Genomic DNA, 23,052 nt, shown 5'->3' on the forward strand with positions numbered 1-23,052 from the left:
TGATCTTAAAATAAAGATAAAAAATAGAGAGGAGGATTAGTAGGAATGGATATAGATAGACTAAACAATTTATCAAAAATTTATAGGGACCAGCTCGACCTTATATCTAGGCTTGATAAGGTCTTGGATGAATTTATTGACAAAAAAGATGACTATAGGAGGCTTATTAAGTATTACTATAGTGAAGACTTTATAAAGGAGATGGATGAGTCTAATAGGGAAGACCTTGATCCTTCTGTTGACCAAACCATCCTTAGTGAAGACGCCATTTATGATTTGATGACAGAGCATTATGATTTAACTTTGAAGTTGTTAAATACAGCAAATGATATATTTCAAGATAGAGAAATATAATAAATTATTTTATTTATCAGAATATAGAATTTTGCCCTTATCAAGTTTTATGGTTTTAAATTTTAGCGAATCTTTTAATTCTTCCATATGGCTAACTAGGATAAAGTTTTTAATAGAAGAATTTTTGATATAAGTTAATATCTTATTAGTTAATTCTTTGTCCAAGGAGTTAAAGGATTCATCTGCAAATAATATCTCACAAGGGCTACTTAAAGCTCTAGCAATGGCAGCTCTTTGCCTTTGCCCACCCGATAGTTTGTATACTTCTATATCCAAGTAGTCTTCTAATTCTAATACCTTGCTTATTTCTAATATTTTATCCACGTCATCAGATAAAAATTTTAGATTATTCAATAGACTTTCTTCTTCTAGGAGGACATATTCTTGAAAGACAAAGGCAAATTTATTTTTCTTAATCTCTCTTAAGTCCTTTTTAGAATAACTTTTGATGTCTTTGCCATTTATAAGATAAGATCCATCAAAATCAGGATCTATTAGGCCAAGGATCTTGAGGAGGGTGGACTTGCCTGCTCCTGAAGGTCCTGTTATAAATAAGTTGGTATTATCTTCTATAGTTAGATTTATATCATCTAAGATTTGAAGCTTCTTATTTTTCACCTTAACAAACTTATTAATGTTTTTAATTCAATTTTCATTTCCTACCCCCTTATTAATTCATCCATATTTTCTATTGATAACTTATTCTGATATAGCTTACAATTATAATACTTATTACAAGTTGAATAATTAGGCTCAATAAGAAATACCTTATATCTATGCCGGAGTAAAGGAGGTGGAAGAATATTAAGTTAAAAACAATACTAATAATATTCATAAAGATAAACATACTAGTAGCTGGTGAATTAGAACTAAAATTACAAATTTTATAAGTTAGAGTTTACACAAAAAATTTGACAGTGCCTTAAGTTCGTTAGATAAATAAATTTTATATAGTATCAAATTTAATCAATCTATAATAAAAATAACCCCTAGCAAGTACTATAGACATAGAATAGTTTGTTATACTAGCTAAGGGTTTTGATATTTATTTTCTTCTTTTAAGTACTGAGTAGCCTACTGAAGATGCTATAATAATAGCGACAATAGCTTCTGGTATACCATTAGTTATAAGGGAAGAGAATATTACCTTTGCAGCAGTTTCGTTTGCTACTCCCAAGGCTGTTACATATCTTTGTGCATATAGAAGGTATATAAGGCCAAGGACTAGGATGGAGTTGGTAAAGGTACCACAGAAGGCTGCAACTGCTAGGGCAAAGTCCTTCCTCTTGTAGTTAACTGATAGGTATAGCATTACTAGGGCTATGGCAAAGAAGATGATTGAGAAAATCTTGTTAGATAGGGAAGCTCCACCACTAAATGATTTATAAATCATATAAGCCATAAAGGCAGAAACTAAGGCCCAAAAGATGTTCATAAATAATTTTAACTTATCGTTATTCTTATCCTTCAAGAATTTATAAACATAGCCTGTAATTACACCTATAAGAATCCTGGGAACAACTGAAACCATAGGATTTAAAAATACGAAGGATACAGGTGTAGGTCTAGTAACTGCATTAAATACAGAAAATAATCCAAAGATAAGTCCTACAAGTCCACCTACTACTGGACCTTCGAGTACTGCTCCTATAATTACAGGGATGTGCATGGTTGTTATGCTTAATATACCCAAGGGAATAAATCCTAGGGGAGTAAGGCCCATAACAACAATTATAGCACCCAAGATAGCTATTAGAGTTAGCTTACGAGTTTTTAAATTCATGATAACCTCCGAATTTATTTTTATTTACGAGCATTATACTGTGTCTAGTAAAAAAGTAAAGTTAAAAAATTAACTTTCTGATATTATTTTAACAATTTTTATAAAATTATATTTACTTATGGGAGAGAGGGTAAATTTTTGTAATATTTTAAAATCAAAGAATAGCAAACCTATATTAAAGGGGCTGTTGTAGAATGAATAAATCGTCCCAAAATCCTTATAAGAACCTCCACGATAATTTGACCTATATTAGGCAGCAGGCTAGCTCCATGAGCTGTCAGGCTATATAACAAATTGTCTAAGAGAACCTTCTAACGATGGGACGACGATTATTCATAGTTTTGCAACAGCACCATAATAAATCCTATTAATATCCTTAGTGGGTAATCGTAAAGGGGTCTAGTGGGTAACTGATTGTAATTTAAGGCAAATAAAAAACCTATAAAGATTAATTTATAGGTTTTCATGAAATATTATTTTAAAGTGGTGCACCATCAGAGACTCGAACTCTGGACACCCTGATTAAGAGTCAGGTGCTCTACCAACTGAGCTAATGGTGCGTGCTCTTGACTACCCTTATATAATACCATCTATCTTAGCTCATGTCAAATATTTTTTTGAAAGTTTTTAATAGATCGACCAAATGTGTAAAATCTGGTCTTCTAGCTCGTCATAGGACCACTTTCTAAGGGTGTTTTTGATACTATTTGGATCATTTATTATAAATTTCCCCTTATCATAAGAATCAATTACAAAAATATGTCCATACAAGGTAAAGTAGCCTGGGCCAACTGATACTATAAGAGGGCCATTGTCTAGGGCAGCTACCATGGCATCCTTATCCAAGGCTATATCCTCGCATGCCAAGTTGTGATTAGCAGCTTGGTCTGGGAAAAATGACCAGCTTACACCTTCTTCCACCATATAAGGCTGTGCATCTACTGCAACTGTTTTTGGAGTGATAGAAGTATCATCCATTATCCTGCCTAGGACCATGGCCATGGAGCTTGGGCCACAACCTGCATAGCCAATATTTGAAGAGCCAAGGTCATCATAAGCCCACCTGTTGTCCCGTTGGAGGTAGTATGGGGTAGACCTATTGATTTCTTCACTTTCTCCTTCGCTATAGGCGAAGTCGGTTACTCCATTGTTGGTATTGTAGATAAATTCTACTGTATCGGGATCATTACCGGATAGGTAGGCGCTAATATCATCTATCTCGTAGAAGTTATCATAGACCCACTTGGCCTTTTCATCGCTACTAGCCAGACTTTCCAAATTTTTCCTGATCTCTTCCTTGTTATCTGACTTTAGTACAGGCTTTGAGCTTATTATATTGCCAAGCATTTCTTTAGTTTTGTTGAAGGTATTTTCACTAAGGCTTTTTATATCTTCTATAATAGATGAAGTCTCGCTAGGATATCCATCTATATTTTCATCATCGCTACATGATGTAAGAAGGATAAGGCTTAGTAAAAATATATATTTTTTGTTTTTCATAGGATAATCATACCTTAATTTTTTGTTTTTCATAGAGGTAAAGCTTTTAAAGCCAGGCATAATAGGGAAGATCTCTTGAAAAAGTTATTTTTTATATTATAATATTTGAGTAATGTTTCTTGGCACCCATTACTTAAAAAAAATCAAGGAGAATTTAATGAAAGAATATTTAAACACAAATTTTATTGTCAAATCGGCTATAGTAGCAGCCTTGTATGCTGTTCTAACACTCATAGTTCCAGTGGCCTCTTTTGGTCCTATTCAATTTCGTTTTTCAGAAATTATGGTTTTATTAGTATTTTATAATAAGAGATTTATACCAGGACTTGTTCTAGGTTGCTTTATTGCGAATTTATTCTCACCTATGGTACTTTTTGATATTACCTTTGGTACCCTATCATCATATATAGCCTTTACCTTAATGAAGAGAAGCAAGACTTTATTTATGGCTTCCTTGTGGCCTGTACTTATGGTTATAGTGCCAGCTCTAGGAACTTATTTTATTCTTGCTAATGATGCAGTTCTAATCTTTATGATTTTAGAATTTATGGCGAGCGAGTTCGTTATGGTAAGTATTATAGGAGTTATATTATTTAGTATACTTGAGAAGAACCAAGGATTTATGTCCTATATTAGAAATTTTTAATAAGAAATCAAGGATGCCAAAGTAAAGGGACGGGGAGATATCCTCGTCTTTTATTATGCCTAATTTTAGCAAATCCTACATACATAATAAAAGTTTAATAAAAAAAGATGCTGCAGACTAGTACATAACCTGCAACATCTAATTTTATATTTTATTTAGTTTGTCTATGACCCTTTCTATTTCTTTGATTTTTTCTTTAACATCATCCGGGTCATTGTTATTTAATGACTGGTAAAGGCAGTGTTGTAGATGGGCTTGGAGGACTTCCTTATTTATATTTTTAAGAATAGATATGGAAGCCATGACCTGGTTAGATACATCAATGCAGTACCTATCGTTATCTATCATTTTTATTAGCCCATCTATTTGACCCCTCACAGTTTTTAATTTTCTTAGGGTTTTATCTTTGTCTGCCTGCATTATTTGTATTCGATGCCATTGTATTCATAACCAGCATCTGTTATAGCATTTTTGATTTCATCTTCATTAACGCTACCAAAGTAAGCAACATCAGCTTTCTTACCGTCAAGGTCTACCTTAACTTCGTCAATTCCAGCTACAGATTTTAGGGCTTTTTCTACTGCCATAGCACAGTGGTTGCAACTCATTCCATCAACATTTACTAACATTTTATTTAATTCACTCATTTTATCCTCCTTGATTTTCTCTTTCAATATTTTTTCCTTATTTGCCTTAAAGGTCATTTCTTCGTAGCCTGTCTTAAAGTTTTTGAGTCTTAGTGAGTTTAGGCATACAAATACTGATGATAAACTCATAGCCAAGGCTGCAAACATTGGGTTTAGGGTTAGTCCATTTATAGGATACATTAGTCCTGCAGCAAGGGGGATCAAGATTATATTATAGAAGAAAGCCCAGAAGAGGTTTTGCTTTATAATCTTTATCGTCTCCCTTGATAGCTTGATAGATGCTACCAAATCGAGTAGGGAGTTCTTGATCAAAACTACATCTGCAGATTCTATTGCTATATCAGTACCATTACCTATGGCAAGTCCAATATCAGCTCTAGCTAGGGCAGGGGCATCATTTATGCCATCGCCTACCATAGCGACTTTTTTACCTTGGTCTTGGAGCTTCTTTACTACCTTATCCTTATCCTGTGGAAGGACTTCGGCAAATTTTTGGTCGATTCCAAGTTTGTCTTTTATAGCCTCAGAAGTTACTTCATTATCTCCTGTTACCATCACTATTTCGTAGCCCATATCCTTTAGCTCATCTATGGCAAATTTAGAGTCTGACTTTGCCCTATCGGCAACTGCTATTAAGCCAATAACTTCCTTGTCATTGGCAAAGTACATGGAAGTCTTACCAAGAGAAGAAAGCTCGTTGGCCTTAAGATCATAATCTTTAAGATCTATATTATTTTCCTTCATCAACAAGATATTTCCAGCAAAGTAGATAGCTCCATCAAGCCTTGCCCTGATACCCTTACCAGTAATAGACATAAAGTCTTCGACATTAGATGTTCTAATATTATTCTTCTCAGCGAAGTTATTTATGGATAGGGATAGGGGATGCTCGGAATTTTGTTCGATTGATGAGGCTATTCGTATGAATTCTTCCTGATCCATACCTGTGATTATATCTGTTACTTCTGGCCTTCCCTCGGTTATAGTACCTGTCTTATCCATTAGGATTGTATCTACCTTGTGGAGATTTTCTAGGGACTCTGCATTTTTAAATAGCAGTCCTAGCTCTGCACTCTTTCCAGTTGAGACCATGATTGCCATAGGGGTCGCAAGACCTAGCGCACATGGACAGGATATTACCAAAACTGCAATCATAAGGTTAATAGCAAATTCTATATCTCCCTTAATCAAGGTCCATCCTATTAGGGTAGCTAGGGCTATAAGGATAACCATAGGGACAAAGATACTTGCTATCTTGTCAGCAAGCCTTGATATTGGCGCCTTAGTTTCGTTAGCCTCATTTACTAAGTTAATAATTTGGGCTATAGTTGTATCTTCGCCAACCCTTGATGCCCTAAACTTGATAGTGCCTTGGGTATTTATAGTTGCTGAAATAACTTCATCGCCTTCGTTTTTGGCAACTGGTATAGGCTCACCTGTTATAGATGCCTGGTCAACTAAAGAAGATCCTTCTACTACTATTCCATCTACTGGGATTGCCTCTCCCGGTCTAACTATTATTAGGTCGTCCCTCTTTATATCGGCTACATCTACTTCACTTTCTATGCCGTTTACTAGAACATTGGCTTTTTTGGGAGCCAAGTCCATCAGAGATTTAAGTGAAGACTTGGTTTCGCCCTTACTCCTTGCTTCAAAATATTTGCCCAGGGTTATCAAGGTTAAAATCATGGCAGAAGTTTCAAAATATATATTGTGTCTATAGTGATGCAAAACTTCATAATCATTTACACCTTGAGCATAGGACATCCTCATAATAGCAAAGATTCCAAAGGCTGTAGCAGCACTAGCTCCAAGAGCTACCAGGGTATCCATATTAAAGGCACCCTTAAAAAATCCCTTAAATCCATTCACAAAAAATTTGCGATTAACAAAGATTATTGGAATTGTCAACAAAAATTGGACGAATGCATAATTCACTGCTCCAATTTCTCCATCAAGGAATCCTGGAATAGGGAGTCCTACCATGGGTCCCATGGCTATATACATCAAAGGTATGAGAAAGGCAAAGGAAATCTTGAGACGGTTTATGGTCCTTTCTTGCTCAGCCTCCTTAAGATCGGCTTTCTTATCTTGGCTAGATGAAGGACCTCTATTAGATTGGGCCTTGGCAGTGTAACCAATATCATTAACAGCCTTGATTATTTCATCCTCACTTATCTTACCAGGATCATAATCAACAGACATGGATTCGTTAATCAAGTTAACATTTACCTCATCAACTCCAAGCTTTTCGACTGCCCTTTGAACATTGGCTTGACAGGCTGCACAAGACATGCCTCCTACATCAAAACGTTCTTTCATTATACCTCCTATACACCCATAGGGGGTGTACTTATATTATATATATCTAGAATTTCGTGTCAAGATTTAATAATCACCTTTACATATTCTCTTAATTAAGGTTATATTATAATGAAGGAGTATTATGAAAAGATATAAAATAATATTTAAGGGTAGGGTCCAAGGAGTAGGCTTTAGATATAAGGCCTTGATGATAGCAAAGAGCCTTGGTTTACTTGGTTCTGTTAAAAATCTATATGATGGTAATGTCGAAGTCATCCTCCAGGGAAGCAAAGACCTTGTAGTTCAGTTTATTAATTTAATAGAAAATGAATCCTTTATAAGGGTAGAATCTAAAGTTATAAATGAGCTTGGTATAGATGAAAGTTTGGATAAGTTTGAAATTTTATATTAATATGGCAGATTTAAACTTTAGGTATATAATAGATTTATGAGTTTAAAAAGTAAAGTAACAAAACAAATAGCAAAACTTATTAGATTTTCTTTAAAGATTACTAACCATAAGGCTACATCCTTGCCAGGGCTTGTGGCCTACAAACTAGATAAGAATATCCTTGATGAATTATCTCAAAACACTAAGTTTATCTTTGTAACTGGAACCAATGGCAAGACAATGACTACCCATTTTTTGACCAGTATCTTGAGAGAGCATTTTGATGAGGTTTTTACCAATGAATCAGGATCAAATATGATCCAAGGAATTATAACTTCATTATTAGACAATCCACCAAAGAAAAATACTGTGGCAGTTCTTGAGGTTGATGAAGCTAACTTGGTCAGGGTAGGTAAGTTTTTGAAGGCAGACTATGTGGTCTTTACCAATATTTTTAGAGATCAGATGGATAGGTTTGGTGAAATATATAATATTTTTGACAAGCTAATGAAGGGAATGGAAACCATAAGCCATGCCAAAATCCTTGCCAATGGAGACCTACCAATTTTTGCCTATGAAGAAATGAAAAAATATGACACAACTTACTTTGGTATAAGGCAAGAGGACAAAATTGAAGATGACTATAGTCTTGATGCAGAAATTAACTCTGATGGGATACTATGCCCTAAGTGTAACAGTGTCCTAAAGTATACGACTGTAAATTATTCATCACTTGGAGATTTTACTTGTCCATCTTGTGACTTCACATCAAAAGATCTTACCTATACTATTAATAAAATAGATAAGCTTGAGGCTAATTATTCTAAATTTAGACTTGGTAATGAATCCTACGAAATAAATGTAGGGGGCCTATATAATATCTACAACGCCCTAGCAGCCTTGTCTGTTGCAAAAGAGTTGGGCCTATCTTATGATGAAATTTACCAAGGACTAAAAAAACAAAAAAATGTCTTTGGTCGACAAGAAGTTTTAAATATTGAGGACAAGGAAGTAGTTATAAATTTAGTTAAAAACCCTACTGGCCTTAACCAAATAATAGACCTTATGCTCCTTGAAGAAGAACCTATAAGTTTGATCCACTTACTAAATGATAAGTATGCTGATGGAACAGATATTAGTTGGATATATGACGGATCCTATGAGAAGCTAGGTCAACTACAAATAAAAGATATATATGTTTCTGGTCTAAGAACTAGTGATATAAAGAGACGTTTAGATATAGCGGAAATCTTTGAAGGCCAAATAAGTGAATTTGATTATGAAAATGAAATAAAGGGTATTATCAAAAATTCTAAGGCCAAGAAGATTTATATCCTATCGACCTATACTGCTATGTTAAGACTTAGGGAGGTGCTAGGACTATCATGATAATAAATATCGCACACCTTTATGGAAACTTACTTAATACCTATGGGGACCTTGGTAATATAATGGCTCTTAGGTATGAATTAAGAAAAATGGGCCATGATGCCAATATTGACATTATATCCTTGGGGGATGAATTTGATCCTGACAAGTATGATTTTGTATTCTTGGGAGGTGGTCAAGACTATGAGCAAAGAATTGTTCAAAAGGACCTCCTCAATAAAAAAGACCAACTCAAGCAATATATAGATAATAACGGGGTAATGCTTTCTATTTGTGGAGGCTACCAGTTATTAGGTAAGTATTATTATGATGCAAATAATAATAAGATTGAAGGGATTGAACTTTTTGACCATTACACAGTAAATCAAGATAATAACCAAAGATTTACGGGTAATATAAAAGTAAAATCTTCAATAATAGATGATCAAATCTATACCGGCTTTGAAAATCATGGTGGTGTTACTTATTTGGGAGAGGGAGAAGAACCCTTTGCCTATGTTTTGGAGGGAAATGGCAACAATGGCGAAGATAAGAGTGAAGGATTTAGGTACAAGAATACCATAGGTACCTACCTTCATGGACCCTTGCTCGCCAAGAATGAAAATCTGGCTAAGGAACTAGCAAAAAAAATAATTTGGAGGAAAGAAAATGAAGGAAAATAAACTAAGAAATGACGAAATTGAAGAATTTTTTGAGGCTGTTTTAATGCTAAGTAACACAGATGAGTGTTATGACTTTTTTACAGATATTTGTACAGCAAGAGAGATCCAATCTATAGCTCAAAGACTTCACGTAGCTAAGCTTCTAAAGATTAGAAAAACTTATTCAGTCATAGAAGAAGAAACAGGAGCATCAACAGCAACTATTTCTAGAGTTAACAGGTCACTAAATTACGGATCAAACGGTTATGACATTGTCTTAGATAAGTTAATCGAAAAAGACCTCAAAGAAGAAAGAGAAGGAAAAGATAAGTAGGTAACAAATGCTGGCCCTTTGCTCATTATGGCAAAGGGTTTTTCCTTTGTAAAGATACTTTTAGCTAATAACTTATAAAGGGTATAATATAAAATTAGAAGGGATGTGGAAAATGAATTTAGATGGACTAAATGACATGCAAAAAAAAGCTGTTTTACATAATGAAGGCCCTCTCTTAGTTTTGGCAGGGGCAGGTTCTGGTAAAACTCGAGTACTTACAACGTCTATAGCTTACCTAATAGAAGAAAAAAATGTATATCCCGGAGATATTCTAGCTATAACCTTTACCAACAAGGCTGCAAATGAGATGAAAGAGAGAGTGGCTAACTTACTTAGGATGGATGTTACCAACCTATGGATAGGAACTTTTCACTCTATTTGTGCCAGAATTTTGAGAATGAACATAGATAAAGTAGGCTACGATAGGAATTTTACTATATATGACACTAGTGATCAGAAATCTTTAATAAAAGAAGTTATTGAAGAGCTAAATCTAAAGGATGAAATAAGCCCAAAGGAAGCTCTAAATGTCATATCAAAGGCTAAAAATAAATCCTTAGATCCGGAAGAATTTTTAAGCCTAAATACCTACTATACCAAGGGTGACCTATACTATGAGATCTATAAAAAATATGAGCAAAAGAAATTCTACTACAATGCCTTGGATTTTGATGACCTTATAGGTAAGGTCTTGTACTTGTTTGAAGTTGATAAGGACACATTGGAGTACTATCAAAATAAATTCCGCTATGTCTTTGTAGACGAATACCAAGATACAAACATTAGCCAATACGAACTAATCAAATATTTTGCCAAAGGCTACAATAATGTAACCGTAGTAGGAGATGGGGACCAGTCAATTTATTCCTTTAGGGGAGCTGATATATCAAATATCTTGAATTTTGAAAAGGACTTTGAGGATGCTGAAGTCATCAAACTGGAGCAAAATTATAGGTCAACATCAAAGATTCTCGATACTGCAAACTTACTTATCAAAAACAATGAGCAAAGGAAGGATAAGTTGCTCTGGACAGCTAATGGAGATGGCGAAGATGTTATCTACAAGCCTACCAATGTCGAAAGCGAGGAGTCAAAGTTTGTTGTAGATAAGGTAAATGAGCTTTTAAATGAAGGCTATTCCTACAAGGACTTTGCAATTTTATATAGGACCAATGCCCAATCTAGGCCCTTTGAAGAGGCCTTTATGAAAAATCTTATCCCCTACAAGGTGATAGGTGGCCTCAAATTCTATGATAGAAAAGAAATAAAAGATGTAATTTCCTACCTCAAAGTTTTGGTCAATCCAAAGGATGACTTGGCTTTGAAGCGTATTATTAACGTTCCTAAGAGGGGGATAGGCAATAAGTCGATTGATAATTTGGAAGAAATAGCAAGTAAAAACAATATTTCTATTTTTGAACTAATATCTGCTCCAGAATATGAAGACCTTATTCCTCCTAGGCTAAGGAAGTTAACTTGCAAATTCTATGAGCCACTTAGAGAAATTTATGAAAATTTACTCAAGTATAAGATAGTAGATTTAATTAATGAAGTTTTGGATAAGAGTGGCTACCTACACATGCTAGAAAATTCTTACTCAGTTGAAGATAGGGCAAGGATTGATAATATAAACGAATTTATATCAGCTGCGTCCGAGTACCAAGAAGACAATGAAGAAGCTAGTATTTATGATTACCTAGAGAATTTATCCCTCCTATCTGAAATAGATAAGACTGATGAAAGTAAGGAATCAATATCTCTAATGACTATGCATAGTGCCAAAGGACTTGAATTCCCTGTGGTTTTTGTAGTAGGTCTTGACGAAGGACTCTTCCCAAGTAAGAGAAGTATGGATGAAGGAAATATTGAAGAAGAACGTAGGCTCTTCTATGTGGCTATAACCAGAGCCCAAGAACGCCTATTTTTGACATCTTCTACTGCTAGGAGGTCCTATGGCAAGGTAGTTTATTATAAACCTTCTAGGTTTGTTGATGAGATCAGACCTAATTTGACCATAGAAAATAAGACCTATAATTCCTTTGTATCTAGAGAATATGAAAAGCAAATGACAGAAGACTTTATGAGAGAGAAGATTCGCCAGGGTGTTCTCAATAAGAAATTAGAGAAGAGAGATACGGGTGGTGAATCCTTCAAGGTTGGAGATAAGTTAGACCATAATAAGTGGGGGAGAGGAACTGTAGTCCAGGTCAAAGAAAGCGATGAGGGAAATGAACTTGTAGTAGCCTTTGACAAGAAGGGTCTTAAGAAACTCAACCAAAATTATGCACCTATAAAGAAGGTTTGATATGGATAAAAAAGAACAAATTGATGAACTTATTCAAAAAATAAATAACCTTAACTATCATTATTATACTCTTGATGAACCCTTGGTTTCTGATGGTGAATATGACGAGCTTTATGATAGACTTAAAAACCTCGAAGAAGAGAGTGGATATGTCAGAGATGATTCACCGACCCAGTATGTTGGTGGAGAAATCTTAGAGAAGTTTGAAAAGCACTACCACCTAACAAGACTTCTGTCCCAGGGCAAGGCCCAGTCTTATGAAGAGGTAGAAGACTGGATAAATAGGTCTCAAAAGATTGTCGATAATTATAATTTGACCCATGATAACAAACTTCCTGAACTAAGCTTTGTGATGGAGTATAAGTTTGATGGGCTTACCATAAACCTAACCTATGAAGATGGTAGCTTAAAAAATGCTGCAACTAGGGGAAATGGTATTGTTGGAGAAGAGGTAAAGGCTCAAGTTAAGACGATAAGGTCAATTCCTTCGAGGATTGATGATAAGTCCCTCTTAGAGATCCAAGGAGAGGCCCTTATGCCACTATCAGAACTTAAGAGATATAATAGAGAAAATGAAACCCAGCTAAAAAATGCTAGAAATGCAGCAGCTGGGGCTATTAGAAACCTTGATCCAAAAGAGACCTACAGGAGGAGACTGACTGCTTATTTTTATGCCCTTCCTACTAATAGCTTAAACATTAAGACAGAGATAGAAATGATAGACTTCATGGAAGAGCAGGGCTTTAAAGTTCATCCCTACCATAAATTAGTTAATTCCTACGATGAAATAATTGAGGAATTAAAGGTTATAGAGAAAGAAAGAAAAGACCTAGACATCTTGACAGATGGAGTTGTCATAAAGATTAATGATAAGAAAACCCAGGAAGTCCTTGGTTCAACCAACAAGTTTCCACGTTGGTCCATTGCCTTTAAGTACGATGCAGAGGAATATACAACTACCTTAAAGGAAGTTAAATGGAATGTAGGTAGGACTGGCAAGGTAACACCATCTGCTATTCTTGAGCCTGTAGACTTTTCGGGAGTTACTGTAACCAGGGCAACTTTAAACAATTATGATGATATTATAAGAAAAAAAGTCAAGATAGGATCCAAGGTATTTATTAGAAGGTCAAATGACGTAATCCCTGAAATCTTGGGGGTAGTTGATGAAAATCAACCTGGTACATTAGAAATTGAAAAGCCATCCAAGTGTCCATATTGTGGAAGTGAGCTTATTCAAGAAAATGTTCACGTAGTATGTCCAAACTCTATATCTTGTAAACCTCAACTTCTTGCGAGGATGGAGCATTTTGTTTCTAGAAATGCTATGGATATAGAGGGTCTATCAGAAAAGACTATTGCTCAACTCATGGATACCCTAGATATCAATGAAATAAATGATATCTACGATTTAAATTATGAAGACTTGATTGAGCTTGATAGGTTTGGAGCTAAGAAGACACAAAATCTATTAAATGCCATAGAAGCCAGTAAGGAAGTCGACCTATCTAATTTTATATATGCGATTGGCATACCAAATGTAGGAGAAAAAACTTCCAAGGACCTGGCCAATAAATTTAAGAACTTTGATAACTTAAGGAAGGCAAGCGTTGATGACTTGCTAGATATAGCTGATATTGGTGGTATTACAGCAGAAAATATTGTAGAATTCTTCAATGATGAAAATATAACAGCATCTATTGATAACTTACTTGCTAAGGGCATTAAAATTAAGGAAGTCGAAGGTAATAATAAGTCAAGTAAACTTGAAGGTCTAACCTTTGTCATAACAGGTAGTGTGGAAGGTTTTACAAGGGATGATATCAAGGCTCTTGTGGAGAAAAATGGAGGTAAGGTAACTACATCCGTTTCCAATAACACCGACTATCTCTTGTGTGGAGATAAGCCTGGATCTAAGCGTGATAAGGCAGAAGATCTTGGAGTAAAAATATACGAAGACCAAGAATTAGCTAAATTTTTAGCTGAACTTTAGGGGGAATAATGGAGAGAAAAGAAGTAGAAAAAATATATAAACTTGCCAATTTAAGTTTGGAGGGCAAGGACGCTGACAAACTCGCAGATAAATTCAATAAGGTCCTAGACTTTGTTGAAGATATTTTTGAGGTAGATACAGACGGAGTTAAAGAATTTGAGCTAATTTCAAATCACGATGCTGCATTTAGAGAAGATAAGCAAGGCGAATCAATCAGTCGTTCTGCTGCTTTATCAAATGCTAAGGACACAGAATTAGGATTCTTTAAAATAGATTGGAAGTTGTAGGAGCTATAATGAATATCGAAACTTTAATAAATGATTACAAAGAGGGCAAATATTCTGTTGAAGAAGTCATCAGAACTACCCTCGATAAAATAAAAAACGATGATTTAAATGCCTATATAAGTATTGACGAAGAAGGAGCTATAAAGAGGGCAAGAGAACTTGATGAAAAGCTTAAAAATAACGAAGAAGTAGGCAAGCTCTTTGGTCTTCCTATAGCAGTCAAAGATAATATTTCTTATGATCAAATGAAGATGACTTGTGGATCAAAGATGCTAGAGGACTTTAAACCAGTTTATAATGCGACTGTTATCGAAAATTTACTTAAGGAAGATGCTATAATTGTAGCAAAAACAAATATGGATGAATTTGCTATGGGATCTAGGGGAAAAACTTCCTACTTTGGTCCTACCAAAAACCCACTTGATAAGGAAAGGGTAACTGGTGGATCATCATCAGGATCAGCTGCGGCTGTAGCAAGTGGGGATTTCTTGGTATCACTCGGCACTGATACAGGTGGATCTGTAAGAGGACCTGCAGCCTTCTGTAATATAGTAGGATATAAGCCAACCTATGGATTGATGTCAAGGTATGGAGTTGTATCTATGGCAAATTCCCTAGATCAAGTATCTTTGTTTGCAAAAGACATCAAAGATGTGAGAGAGCTTTCCAGTGTAGTATCTTCACCAGATGAGAAAGATATGACCTCTATTCTAGAGCTTTATGATTTTTCTAGTGAAGACTATGACTTTGCAGGTAAAAAGATTGGAATAATCGATATTGACTCAGCCATATACGATACTATAGATGAAACTGTTAAGGAAGACTACAAGAAAGCACTTAGTGTCCTAAAATACTTGGGCGCTGACCTTGTTGATGTTGATTTTAAATATTTAAAATATGCCAACAATATTTATAATGTAGTTATGAGCAGCGAAGTTTCTTCTAATATGAGTAGGTTTGATGGACTAAGGTTTGGTCACCAAGCAGACTCCTACGAAAGCGTAGAGGAGATGTTTACTAGGTCAAGGTCAGAAGGATTTGGAGAAGAGGTTCAAAGAAGAATCGCTCTGGGTACTGTTTATTTATCAGCTAATGACGATCAAAGAATCTATAAGCAAGGACTTAAAATAAGAGCTTTAATTAAAAAAGAGCTAGAAGACTTATTAAGTGACCTAGATTTACTAGTTACCCCAACAAATATATCCTTGCCACCAAGACTTGATGATGACTATGATGATCCTCTATCCGATTTCATATCAGATGGCTTTAATGTAATAGTTAACCTTGCTGGTATGTGTGGTATATCTCTACCTGTGAGGGAGGGAATATCTGGATCTGTTCAATTTATAGCTAATAGATTTGATGATAAGAAGTTACTTAATGCAGGTGAAAGATTTTTAAGGAGTATAAATGAAAACTAAAACAATTATAGGTTTAGAAATCCATGTGGAACTTGCCACAGAAACTAAAATGTTTTGCTCCTGTAAGAATGAATTTGGAGCAGTGCCAAATACAAATGTATGCCCAGTATGCCTAGGTCATCCTGGAGCCCTACCACAAATGAACAAGAAGGCAGTTGAACTTGCCGTAAAAGCAGGCCTTGCCTTCAACTGTGATATAAGAAAAGACCAAAAGATGGATAGAAAGAAATATTTTTATCCAGACCTAGTTAAGGGCTACCAAATAACCCAATATGATAAACCATATGCGACGAATGGTTCCCTAAGCTTAAATAGTGGCAAAAAAATAAGAATAGCTGAAATCCACATGGAAGAAGATACAGCCAAATCAAACCATGATGAAAATGATGCGACCCTTATGGACTATAACAGGTCAGGTGTACCACTAATAGAAATAGTTAGTGAACCAGATATGTCATCTCCTGAAGAGGCTAGGGAATATGTAGAAACCCTTGCGTCAACACTAAGGTTTTTAGATATATCAGATTGTATAATGGCCCAAGGTTCTATGCGTGTAGACGTTAATATCAACATGGAAGATCTTGATACTGGAAAGAGAAGTGCTATAGCAGAAATTAAAAATATTAACTCAATTAAGGCCATAGAAAATGCTCTTAAATTTGAAGAAGAAAGACAAAGAATTGAGCTAGAAAAGGGTGAAATCGGCGTAAAACAAACTAGAAGGTGGGATGATGACCAAGGTCAAACCATTCACATGAGAAATAAGGAAACTGGCAATGACTATAGATTCTCTGTGGAAGCCGATATACCAGAAATTAATCTAAGCGACGAATATATTGATAATATAAGAGATAATTTACCTGAACTTCCAAAAGACAAGAAAAAAAGATATATAGACGAATATAAGCTAAGCGAATATGATGCTAATTTACTAGCAAATGATAGAGAGCTTGCTAGCCTATTCGAAGAAACAAACGAGCTTGTAAAGGATAGCAAGTCTGTAGCTAATTGGATATTGACAGAGCTTTCTAGGTGGCTAAATGAAGGGGAAGTATCTGTAGGAGATATGAACCTATCAGTAGAAAATTTTGCCAAATTAATCAAGCTTTCTAACGAAAACAAGGTAAATAATAAGGTAGCCAAAAAACTTCTAAAGGAAATATTTGAAAGCGATGAAGATCCAGAAGTCTTGGCAAAGGATAGAAACCTCCTACAAATATCAGACTCATCCTTCCTAGAAGAAGTTGTAGATGAAGTATTGAAAGAAAATCCTGAATCAATAGCAGACTTTAAGGCAGGAAAAGATAGGGCCCTAGGCTACCTAGTGGGTCAATCCATGAAGAAAACCAAGGGCAAGGGAAACCCTCAAGAAATTAATAAGCTATTACAAGAAAAACTTAGGGACTAGGTGGATTAATTATTAAAAATCTTCTTACTTAAAAAATGATAAGGGAAAATTTATCTAATTGGAGAGGGCTAGTGGAGGAAAAATAACTCCCTTAGCTCTTTTGCTTGGATAAAGTTAGTAGGGGGATATTTAAAATAAGTGTTTTATAAGTAAAGGCAGGTTTTATGATAGGTATTGATATAGTTGATATAAAGAAATTTAAAGAAAAAGGAGAGGGCTTCATACATAGAATTTTTACAGAAAAAGAAGCAACTTATGCCCTCTCAAAGAAAAATACCTATCAGACTCTAGGGGGGATATTTGCAGCCAAAGAAGCTGTTATTAAGGCCTATGGTTTAAACCTATCCTATATGGTCCATAAAAAAATCGAAATTCTCCACACAAATAGAATGCCCTATATTCAAATTAATGGCAAGGATACAAAGTGCTGCCTATCTATTAGCCATGATAACGACTATGCAGTAGCTATATGTCTAAAAAAAGAAGCTAATAATGAGATTGCTTTAGATAACAAGACCTTAAATGACTTTAAGGAACTTTTGCCTAAGAGAGAAAAAGCTAGTCATAAGGGGACCTATGGTAGGCTTGCGATTCTAGGTGGGTCTGATGGAATGACAGGCTCTATCTATCTTGCATCATCTGCTGCCCTAAGGACTGGCTCAGGCCTTGTCTACAATATAGTCCCTAGGTCTATATATGAAATTATGCAAATTAAGGCAGTAGAACAAATTATTTTGCCCCTTGCTACTTATAACATAGAGTATGATGAAAAGAATGAAAAGCTTCTAGAGGAATATCTTTATGATAAGGATAGCCTTGTCATCGGGCCAGGCATGGGCAAAAATAAGACCCTAATTTACCTAATAGAAAAGCTAATATCTAGATTTAGTGGTACAATACTTATAGATGCTGATGGTTTAAATGCTTTATCAGGCAATCTAGATGTTATTTTAAAAAAGGAAAATATTATATTAACTCCACACCTTAAGGAATTTGAGAGATTATCAAATATTCCTATTAAGGAAATAAACAAAAATAGGGAAGATATAGCCAAAGACTTTGCGAGAAGGCACAAGGTGGTTTTGGTTTTGAAATCTGAAGAGACCCTTGTAACTGATGGTTACAAAATTTACATAAATAAATTAGGAAATCCGGGTATGGCTACTGCAGGCTCCGGAGATGTCTTAAGTGGGGTTATAGGCAGTTTATCATCTAGGTTAGAGCCTTATGATGCAGCAAGACTAGGGGTCTACCTACACTCCCTTGCAGGAGACCTAGCATCTGTAGAAGTCGGGGAAGATTCTTTAATAGCAAGTGATATCGTAAGTCATATATCTTCTGCTATTAAATATTTGAGGTAGCTATGTTAACTAATTATATTGAAATTGATATAGATAAGATTATTGCGAACATTGAAAAAATCCATAATATAAATAAAGATGTTGATATATGTGCTGTAGTCAAGGCCAACGCTTATGGCCTAGGAGCTGTTCCTATAGCAAAGCATATAGAAAAATATGTTTCCTACTTTGCTGTAGCAAGGTTTGAAGAAGCAAGGTCTTTAAGATATTCTGGAGTCAAAAAACCAATCTTGGTTCTTGGTTATGTCAGCCCACAAGATGTTAAAAAGTGCCTGGATCTTGAAATAGAAATTTCGATTTATGATTTATCTCTAGCTAAAGAAATTAATCGTAATTTAGATGAGATAATTAACTGCCACCTAGCTATTGACACTGGCCATAGTCGTATAGGATTTAGGTCACATGAACTTGATAAGATAAGAGAACTTAAAAATTTAAAAAATCTCCATATTAAGGGAATATTTAGCCACTTTTCTACTGCAGATGAAGAAGACTTGACCTTTACTAAAGACCAAGAAAAAATTTTTTCAAATGTTATCACAGACTTATATGGGGACTTTGACTTTGACCTTGTTCATATAGACAATTCTGCAGGCTTTATAAGATTGAGATCAAATTATGATATGGCTAGGATTGGGATATGTATGTATGGGCTTTATCCGTCTGACTATATGAGAGAGAGGAAGGATATCGACCTAGACCCATGTTTCAAATTTAAGTCAATAGTTAGCCATGTAAAGGAAATTGATGAGGGAACATCTGTTTCTTATGGTAGGAGCTTTGTAGCAGATAAAAAGATGAAAATAGCTACTATACCTGTTGGCTATGCTGATGGGTATTTTAGGGCTTTTTCTAACCTTGGAGAGGTTTTAATTAAGGGGAGTCATGCAAGGGTAGTAGGTAGGGTTTGCATGGATCAAATTATGGTTGATGTTAGTAATATTGATGTAAATATAGGTGATGAGGTTATATTTTACGATGATATTTACAGAGAGGCCAACAAAATTGCTACCATTCCTTATGAACTCATGACTGCCTTGGATATGAGAATTCCTAGACTCTATATAAAAAATAATAAAGTTGTTGAAGTTGATGATTATTTAGGAGAAATTTATGAAGATTAAGAGGGGAGATTTATTTTATGCCGATTTATCTCCTGTAGTTGGTAGTGAGCAAGGAGGTGTGAGACCTGTTATTATAGTCCAAAATAATATAGGAAACAAGTATTCTCCTACAATTATTATTGCACCTATAACAAGTCAGTTAAACAAAGCTAAACTTCCTACCCATGTCAAACTTAAAGGAAATGAATATGGTCTACCCAAAAATTCGGTTGCGCTGTTGGAACAGCTCAGGACAATTGATAAAAGACGACTTAGGGATAAGATTGGCTCATTTGATAAGGACATAATGGATAAGATCAATAATGCCATAGAAATATCTCTAGACTTAGTTGATGATTAAGATACATAAATAAAAGGACCCTCTGAGGGGTCTTTTTACTTTACCTATTATCTTTCTTCTTGGTCGTCTACAATCATGTGGGCTAGCTTGTCAGGGTTACCACATCCTGTAGTTATTACCAAGTCATCTTTTTGGATGATTTTATAAATGTATTCTTTGGCGTCTTCAAATTCACCTATATATTTTGCATTGATACCTTTTTTTACAAGGGCATCCACAACATCCTTTGAATGGATGCTTGGGTCAAACTTTTCTCTGGCAGGATAGATATCTGTAATTATTACCTCATCAGCACTATCAAAACAGTTTAAGAAATCATCAAACAAGAGTTTAGTCCTTGAGAAGGTATGGGGTTGCCATACACAGATTAATTTTTCCTTGGTATGCTCCTTTAGGGCATCTAGGGTAACTTTGATCTCGGATGGATGGTGGCCATAATCGGTCATGATTGTTGCACCATCTACATTACCCAAGACCTGCATCCTCCTATCAAGACCTGTGTAGGTTTTGAGATTTTCTCTAATAGTTTCTACATCGACTCCATTTTCGTAAGTTGCAACTATGGCAGCCATGGCGTTATTGATATTATATCTTCCTATTACACCTAGGTCAAAATGATGACTTGATCCATCCCTAAAGATAAGATCGAAAGATGGTCTACCTAGTTGGTCAAACTCTATATTAACTGCATTATAGTCAGCCTCTACGTTTTCTTGACCATAGGTAATGAGTCTTCCCTTAACTGAGTCAAGAATTAGTTTATTATTTTCTTCATTTAGGTTAGTTATAGTTATTGAATTTTCATCTTGGTTTGATAGGTATTCTTTAAAGGTATCTATTATATCATTTAAGTCTTTGTAATAGTCTAAGTGGTCTTCGTCTATATTTAAAATTATAACTGTTTGAGGATAATAGTACCTGATATTACCCTTATATTCACAGGCTTCTGTTACTAGGTAGTCTTCGCTACCGACCTTGACATTACCATCAAGCTCCTTAAGTTCTCCGCCTAATAAAATAGTAGCGTCCTTGTTGGAGTTTAGAAAGATCTTAGAAATCATTGATGTAGCAGTGGACTTACCATGAGATCCAGATATAGCTATGGAAGTAGAGTAATTTTTCATAAGGGCACCTAAGAAAACTCCACGACTTACAACTGGTACACCAAGGCTCTTTGCTGCTATAAGTTCTTCATTGTCACTTGGAATTGCATCGGTATAAATTACAAGGTCAGGATTTTTGATATTTTCTTTTCTTTGACCAATATAAATTTCAACTCCTAGGTTTCTTAAATGATTGATGATATCACTATCTTCTCTATCTGAACCAGAAACCTTATAGCCCTTAGTTATTAGTAGTTGTGCTAAACCACTCATAGATATTCCACCAATACCTATAAAGTGTATATAATTATAAACATGTTTATTTAAATTAAATTCAAACATACATTCTCCTTAAGTAATATATAAGTAAAAAATCTTTTTGAGATATTCGAATATATTATATTAAATTATTGTAATGAGTCAAGTTACCCCTTTTATTGATAAGAGCCCAGTATTAAGTATACTAGTCTTAAAGGAGTAATTATGAAATATGTTATAGGAAATGACCATGGTGGTCTTGATTTAGTAGAAGTAGTAAAGGATGAGTTAGAGAAACTAGGTAATGAAGTAGACCATGTAGGAGCTTATGAAGATAAATCTGTAGACTACAGTGACTTTGCCCAAAAGGCCTGTGAAAAAGTAATATCATGTGAAGCAGACTTTGCTATCCTAATCTGTGGAACAGGCATAGGCATGAGTATAGCAGCCAATAAAATTAAGGGAATAAGGGCAGCAGCTGTATCTGAACCCTTCTCAGCTAGAATGTCTAGAGCCCACAATAATGCTAATGTCCTATGTATCGGGGCAAGGGTAATTGGAAGTGAGATAGCAAGGATGCTTGTTGATGAATTTGTTAGCACAGATTTTGAAGGAGGCAGACATCAAAATAGAGTTAATAAGTTAATGGACTTAGAAAAAAACTCTTAAAAATATATTAATTTAAAATTCTCGTAAAAAATGTTATCATATAAGTGAGAATAAATTTAAAGGAGTATGATTTTGACAATACCTACACCACATATATCAGCAACTAGCGCTGATCAAATAGCAAAAACAGTTTTGATGCCAGGAGACCCATTAAGAGCTAAGTTTATAGCTGATAACTTTCTAACAGATGTAAGTCAGTTTAATGAAACTAGGGGTATGCTTGGCTTTACAGGATACTATAATGGAAAAAGAGTTTCAGTAATGGGCTCTGGAATGGGAATCCCATCATCAATGATTTATTTTAATGAGTTGTTTGATTTTTATGATGTAGATACCATTATTAGAATTGGAACAGCAGGGTCTATGCAAAAGGATGTTAAGCTCCATGATATAGTAATAGCAACATCTGCTTGTAGTGAATCTTCTATTAATGATAATTTGTTTGGTAATGTACACTTTTCACCAACACCAGACTTTGATTTATTAATTGAGGCTTATCAAAAATCTTTAGATCTAGGCTACAGGACCCACTGTGGACAAGTTCAATCATCAGATCAATTCTACAATGATATGCCAGATCAAGTCTTCGAAAACCTACAAAAATATGGAGTCCTATGTGTAGAGATGGAAACATACGGTCTATATATGGCTGCAAGAAGGCATGGCAAAAAGGGACTTGGAATCTTTACAATTTCTGATTCATTGGTAGAAAATACTGCAGACAGTGCAGAAGATAGGCAAAAGTCATATACCAACATGATGAAGCTTGCCCTAGAAATAGCCCACGAGTAATT

22 protein-coding genes and 1 tRNA gene are annotated in these 23,052 nt (G+C 35.0%); 16 read left to right on the plus strand and 7 right to left on the minus strand.

Annotated features, from left to right (window positions below):
• The first annotated feature begins 45 nt into the window (after nt 1–45).
• Nucleotides 46–354: a DUF4298 domain-containing protein gene (locus MUN42_RS03955; RefSeq protein WP_243343090.1), complete on the plus strand. Its 309-nt coding sequence runs from the start codon at nt 46–48 to the stop codon at nt 352–354.
• A 9-nt stretch (nt 355–363) separates the two neighbouring features.
• Here the strand turns inward: MUN42_RS03955 and MUN42_RS03960 are convergent, their stop codons facing one another.
• The 4 genes from MUN42_RS03960 to MUN42_RS03975 form a co-directional block, all read right to left on the minus strand.
• The gene (locus MUN42_RS03960) at nt 364–972 is read right to left on the minus strand and encodes an ABC transporter ATP-binding protein (protein WP_243343092.1); all 609 of its coding nucleotides are present in this window, start codon (nt 970–972) and stop codon (nt 364–366) included.
• Between the two features lie 427 nt (nt 973–1,399).
• Complete coding sequence (locus tag MUN42_RS03965) at nt 1,400–2,137, minus strand: ECF transporter S component (RefSeq protein ID WP_243343093.1); 738 nt, start codon at nt 2,135–2,137, stop codon at nt 1,400–1,402.
• Between the two features lie 484 nt (nt 2,138–2,621).
• Nucleotides 2,622–2,697, minus strand: a tRNA-Lys gene (locus MUN42_RS03970).
• A gap of 67 nt (nt 2,698–2,764) precedes the next feature.
• A complete protein-coding gene (locus MUN42_RS03975) occupies nt 2,765–3,670 on the minus strand; it encodes a C39 family peptidase (RefSeq protein ID WP_243343094.1) in 906 nt (301 codons plus the stop codon).
• Nucleotides 3,671–3,794: 124 nt separating this feature from the next.
• On the opposite strand from MUN42_RS03975, the gene MUN42_RS03980 reads away from it, so the two are divergent.
• Nucleotides 3,795–4,283 (plus strand): QueT transporter family protein, encoded by a 489-nt coding sequence (locus MUN42_RS03980; protein WP_243343095.1) that lies wholly within the window; start codon nt 3,795–3,797, stop codon nt 4,281–4,283.
• Nucleotides 4,284–4,427: 144 nt separating this feature from the next.
• On the opposite strand, the gene MUN42_RS03985 is transcribed toward MUN42_RS03980, so the two are convergent.
• Together MUN42_RS03985 and MUN42_RS03990 are read right to left on the minus strand one after the other, a co-directional pair.
• Complete coding sequence (locus MUN42_RS03985; RefSeq protein ID WP_243343096.1) at nt 4,428–4,703, minus strand: metal-sensing transcriptional repressor; 276 nt, start codon at nt 4,701–4,703, stop codon at nt 4,428–4,430.
• Entirely contained in the window at nt 4,703–7,252 is a 2,550-nt protein-coding gene (locus MUN42_RS03990) for a heavy metal translocating P-type ATPase (protein WP_243343098.1), read from the minus strand. The genes MUN42_RS03985 and MUN42_RS03990 overlap by 1 nt, the downstream gene beginning before the upstream one ends.
• Before the next feature lie 124 nt (nt 7,253–7,376).
• Here MUN42_RS03990 and MUN42_RS03995 point away from each other — a divergent pair, with 124 nt between their 5' ends.
• The 12 genes from MUN42_RS03995 to MUN42_RS04050 all read left to right on the plus strand — a co-directional run bounded on the left by MUN42_RS03995 (nt 7,377) and on the right by MUN42_RS04050 (nt 20,228).
• The gene (locus tag MUN42_RS03995) at nt 7,377–7,646 is read left to right on the plus strand and encodes an acylphosphatase (protein ID WP_243343099.1); all 270 of its coding nucleotides are present in this window, start codon (nt 7,377–7,379) and stop codon (nt 7,644–7,646) included.
• A gap of 36 nt (nt 7,647–7,682) precedes the next feature.
• On the plus strand, nt 7,683–9,014 hold the full coding sequence (locus MUN42_RS04000) for a MurT ligase domain-containing protein (protein ID WP_243343100.1): 1,332 nt from the start codon (nt 7,683–7,685) through the stop codon (nt 9,012–9,014).
• Nucleotides 9,011–9,676, plus strand: a complete 666-nt coding sequence (locus tag MUN42_RS04005) for an adenosylcobyric acid synthase (protein ID WP_243343101.1) — start codon at nt 9,011–9,013, stop codon at nt 9,674–9,676. The genes MUN42_RS04000 and MUN42_RS04005 overlap by 4 nt, the downstream gene beginning before the upstream one ends.
• Nucleotides 9,663–9,989 (plus strand): YerC/YecD family TrpR-related protein, encoded by a 327-nt coding sequence (locus MUN42_RS04010; protein ID WP_243343102.1) that lies wholly within the window; start codon nt 9,663–9,665, stop codon nt 9,987–9,989. Before MUN42_RS04005 ends, MUN42_RS04010 begins: the two co-directional genes overlap by 14 nt.
• A gap of 112 nt (nt 9,990–10,101) precedes the next feature.
• A complete protein-coding gene (locus MUN42_RS04015; RefSeq protein ID WP_243343103.1) occupies nt 10,102–12,294 on the plus strand; it encodes a UvrD-helicase domain-containing protein in 2,193 nt (730 codons plus the stop codon).
• A gap of 1 nt (nt 12,295) precedes the next feature.
• Nucleotides 12,296–14,287 (plus strand): NAD-dependent DNA ligase LigA, encoded by a 1,992-nt coding sequence (gene ligA / locus MUN42_RS04020; RefSeq protein WP_243343105.1) that lies wholly within the window; start codon nt 12,296–12,298, stop codon nt 14,285–14,287.
• Nucleotides 14,288–14,295: 8 nt separating this feature from the next.
• Entirely contained in the window at nt 14,296–14,574 is a 279-nt protein-coding gene (gene gatC, locus MUN42_RS04025) for an Asp-tRNA(Asn)/Glu-tRNA(Gln) amidotransferase subunit GatC (RefSeq protein WP_243343106.1), read from the plus strand.
• An 8-nt stretch (nt 14,575–14,582) separates the two neighbouring features.
• Nucleotides 14,583–15,995, plus strand: a complete 1,413-nt coding sequence (gatA, locus tag MUN42_RS04030) for an Asp-tRNA(Asn)/Glu-tRNA(Gln) amidotransferase subunit GatA (RefSeq protein WP_243343107.1) — start codon at nt 14,583–14,585, stop codon at nt 15,993–15,995.
• Nucleotides 15,985–17,403 (plus strand): Asp-tRNA(Asn)/Glu-tRNA(Gln) amidotransferase subunit GatB, encoded by a 1,419-nt coding sequence (gatB, locus tag MUN42_RS04035; RefSeq protein ID WP_243343108.1) that lies wholly within the window; start codon nt 15,985–15,987, stop codon nt 17,401–17,403. Before gatA ends, gatB begins: the two co-directional genes overlap by 11 nt.
• Before the next feature lie 164 nt (nt 17,404–17,567).
• Nucleotides 17,568–18,764 carry an NAD(P)H-hydrate dehydratase gene (locus tag MUN42_RS04040; RefSeq protein WP_243343110.1) on the plus strand — a complete coding sequence of 399 codons (1,197 nt, stop codon included), beginning with the start codon at nt 17,568–17,570 and terminating at the stop codon, nt 18,762–18,764.
• Between the two features lie 2 nt (nt 18,765–18,766).
• Nucleotides 18,767–19,888 (plus strand): alanine racemase, encoded by a 1,122-nt coding sequence (gene alr / locus MUN42_RS04045; protein WP_243343111.1) that lies wholly within the window; start codon nt 18,767–18,769, stop codon nt 19,886–19,888.
• Complete coding sequence (locus tag MUN42_RS04050) at nt 19,878–20,228, plus strand: type II toxin-antitoxin system PemK/MazF family toxin (protein WP_243343112.1); 351 nt, start codon at nt 19,878–19,880, stop codon at nt 20,226–20,228. The genes alr and MUN42_RS04050 overlap by 11 nt, the downstream gene beginning before the upstream one ends.
• A 47-nt stretch (nt 20,229–20,275) precedes the next feature.
• Here the strand turns inward: MUN42_RS04050 and murC are convergent, their stop codons facing one another.
• A complete protein-coding gene (murC, locus tag MUN42_RS04055; protein ID WP_243343113.1) occupies nt 20,276–21,673 on the minus strand; it encodes a UDP-N-acetylmuramate--L-alanine ligase in 1,398 nt (465 codons plus the stop codon).
• Between the two features lie 141 nt (nt 21,674–21,814).
• On the opposite strand from murC, the gene rpiB reads away from it, so the two are divergent.
• On the plus strand, nt 21,815–22,258 hold the full coding sequence (rpiB, locus tag MUN42_RS04060) for a ribose 5-phosphate isomerase B (protein ID WP_243343114.1): 444 nt from the start codon (nt 21,815–21,817) through the stop codon (nt 22,256–22,258).
• 72 nt (nt 22,259–22,330) lie between these two features.
• Nucleotides 22,331–23,050 (plus strand): purine-nucleoside phosphorylase, encoded by a 720-nt coding sequence (gene deoD, locus MUN42_RS04065; protein ID WP_243343167.1) that lies wholly within the window; start codon nt 22,331–22,333, stop codon nt 23,048–23,050.
• The last annotated feature ends 2 nt before the right edge of the window (nt 23,051–23,052 follow it).

The organism is Anaerococcus sp. AGMB09787, assembly GCF_022808955.1.
Lineage (GTDB): Bacteria > Bacillota > Clostridia > Tissierellales > Peptoniphilaceae > Anaerococcus.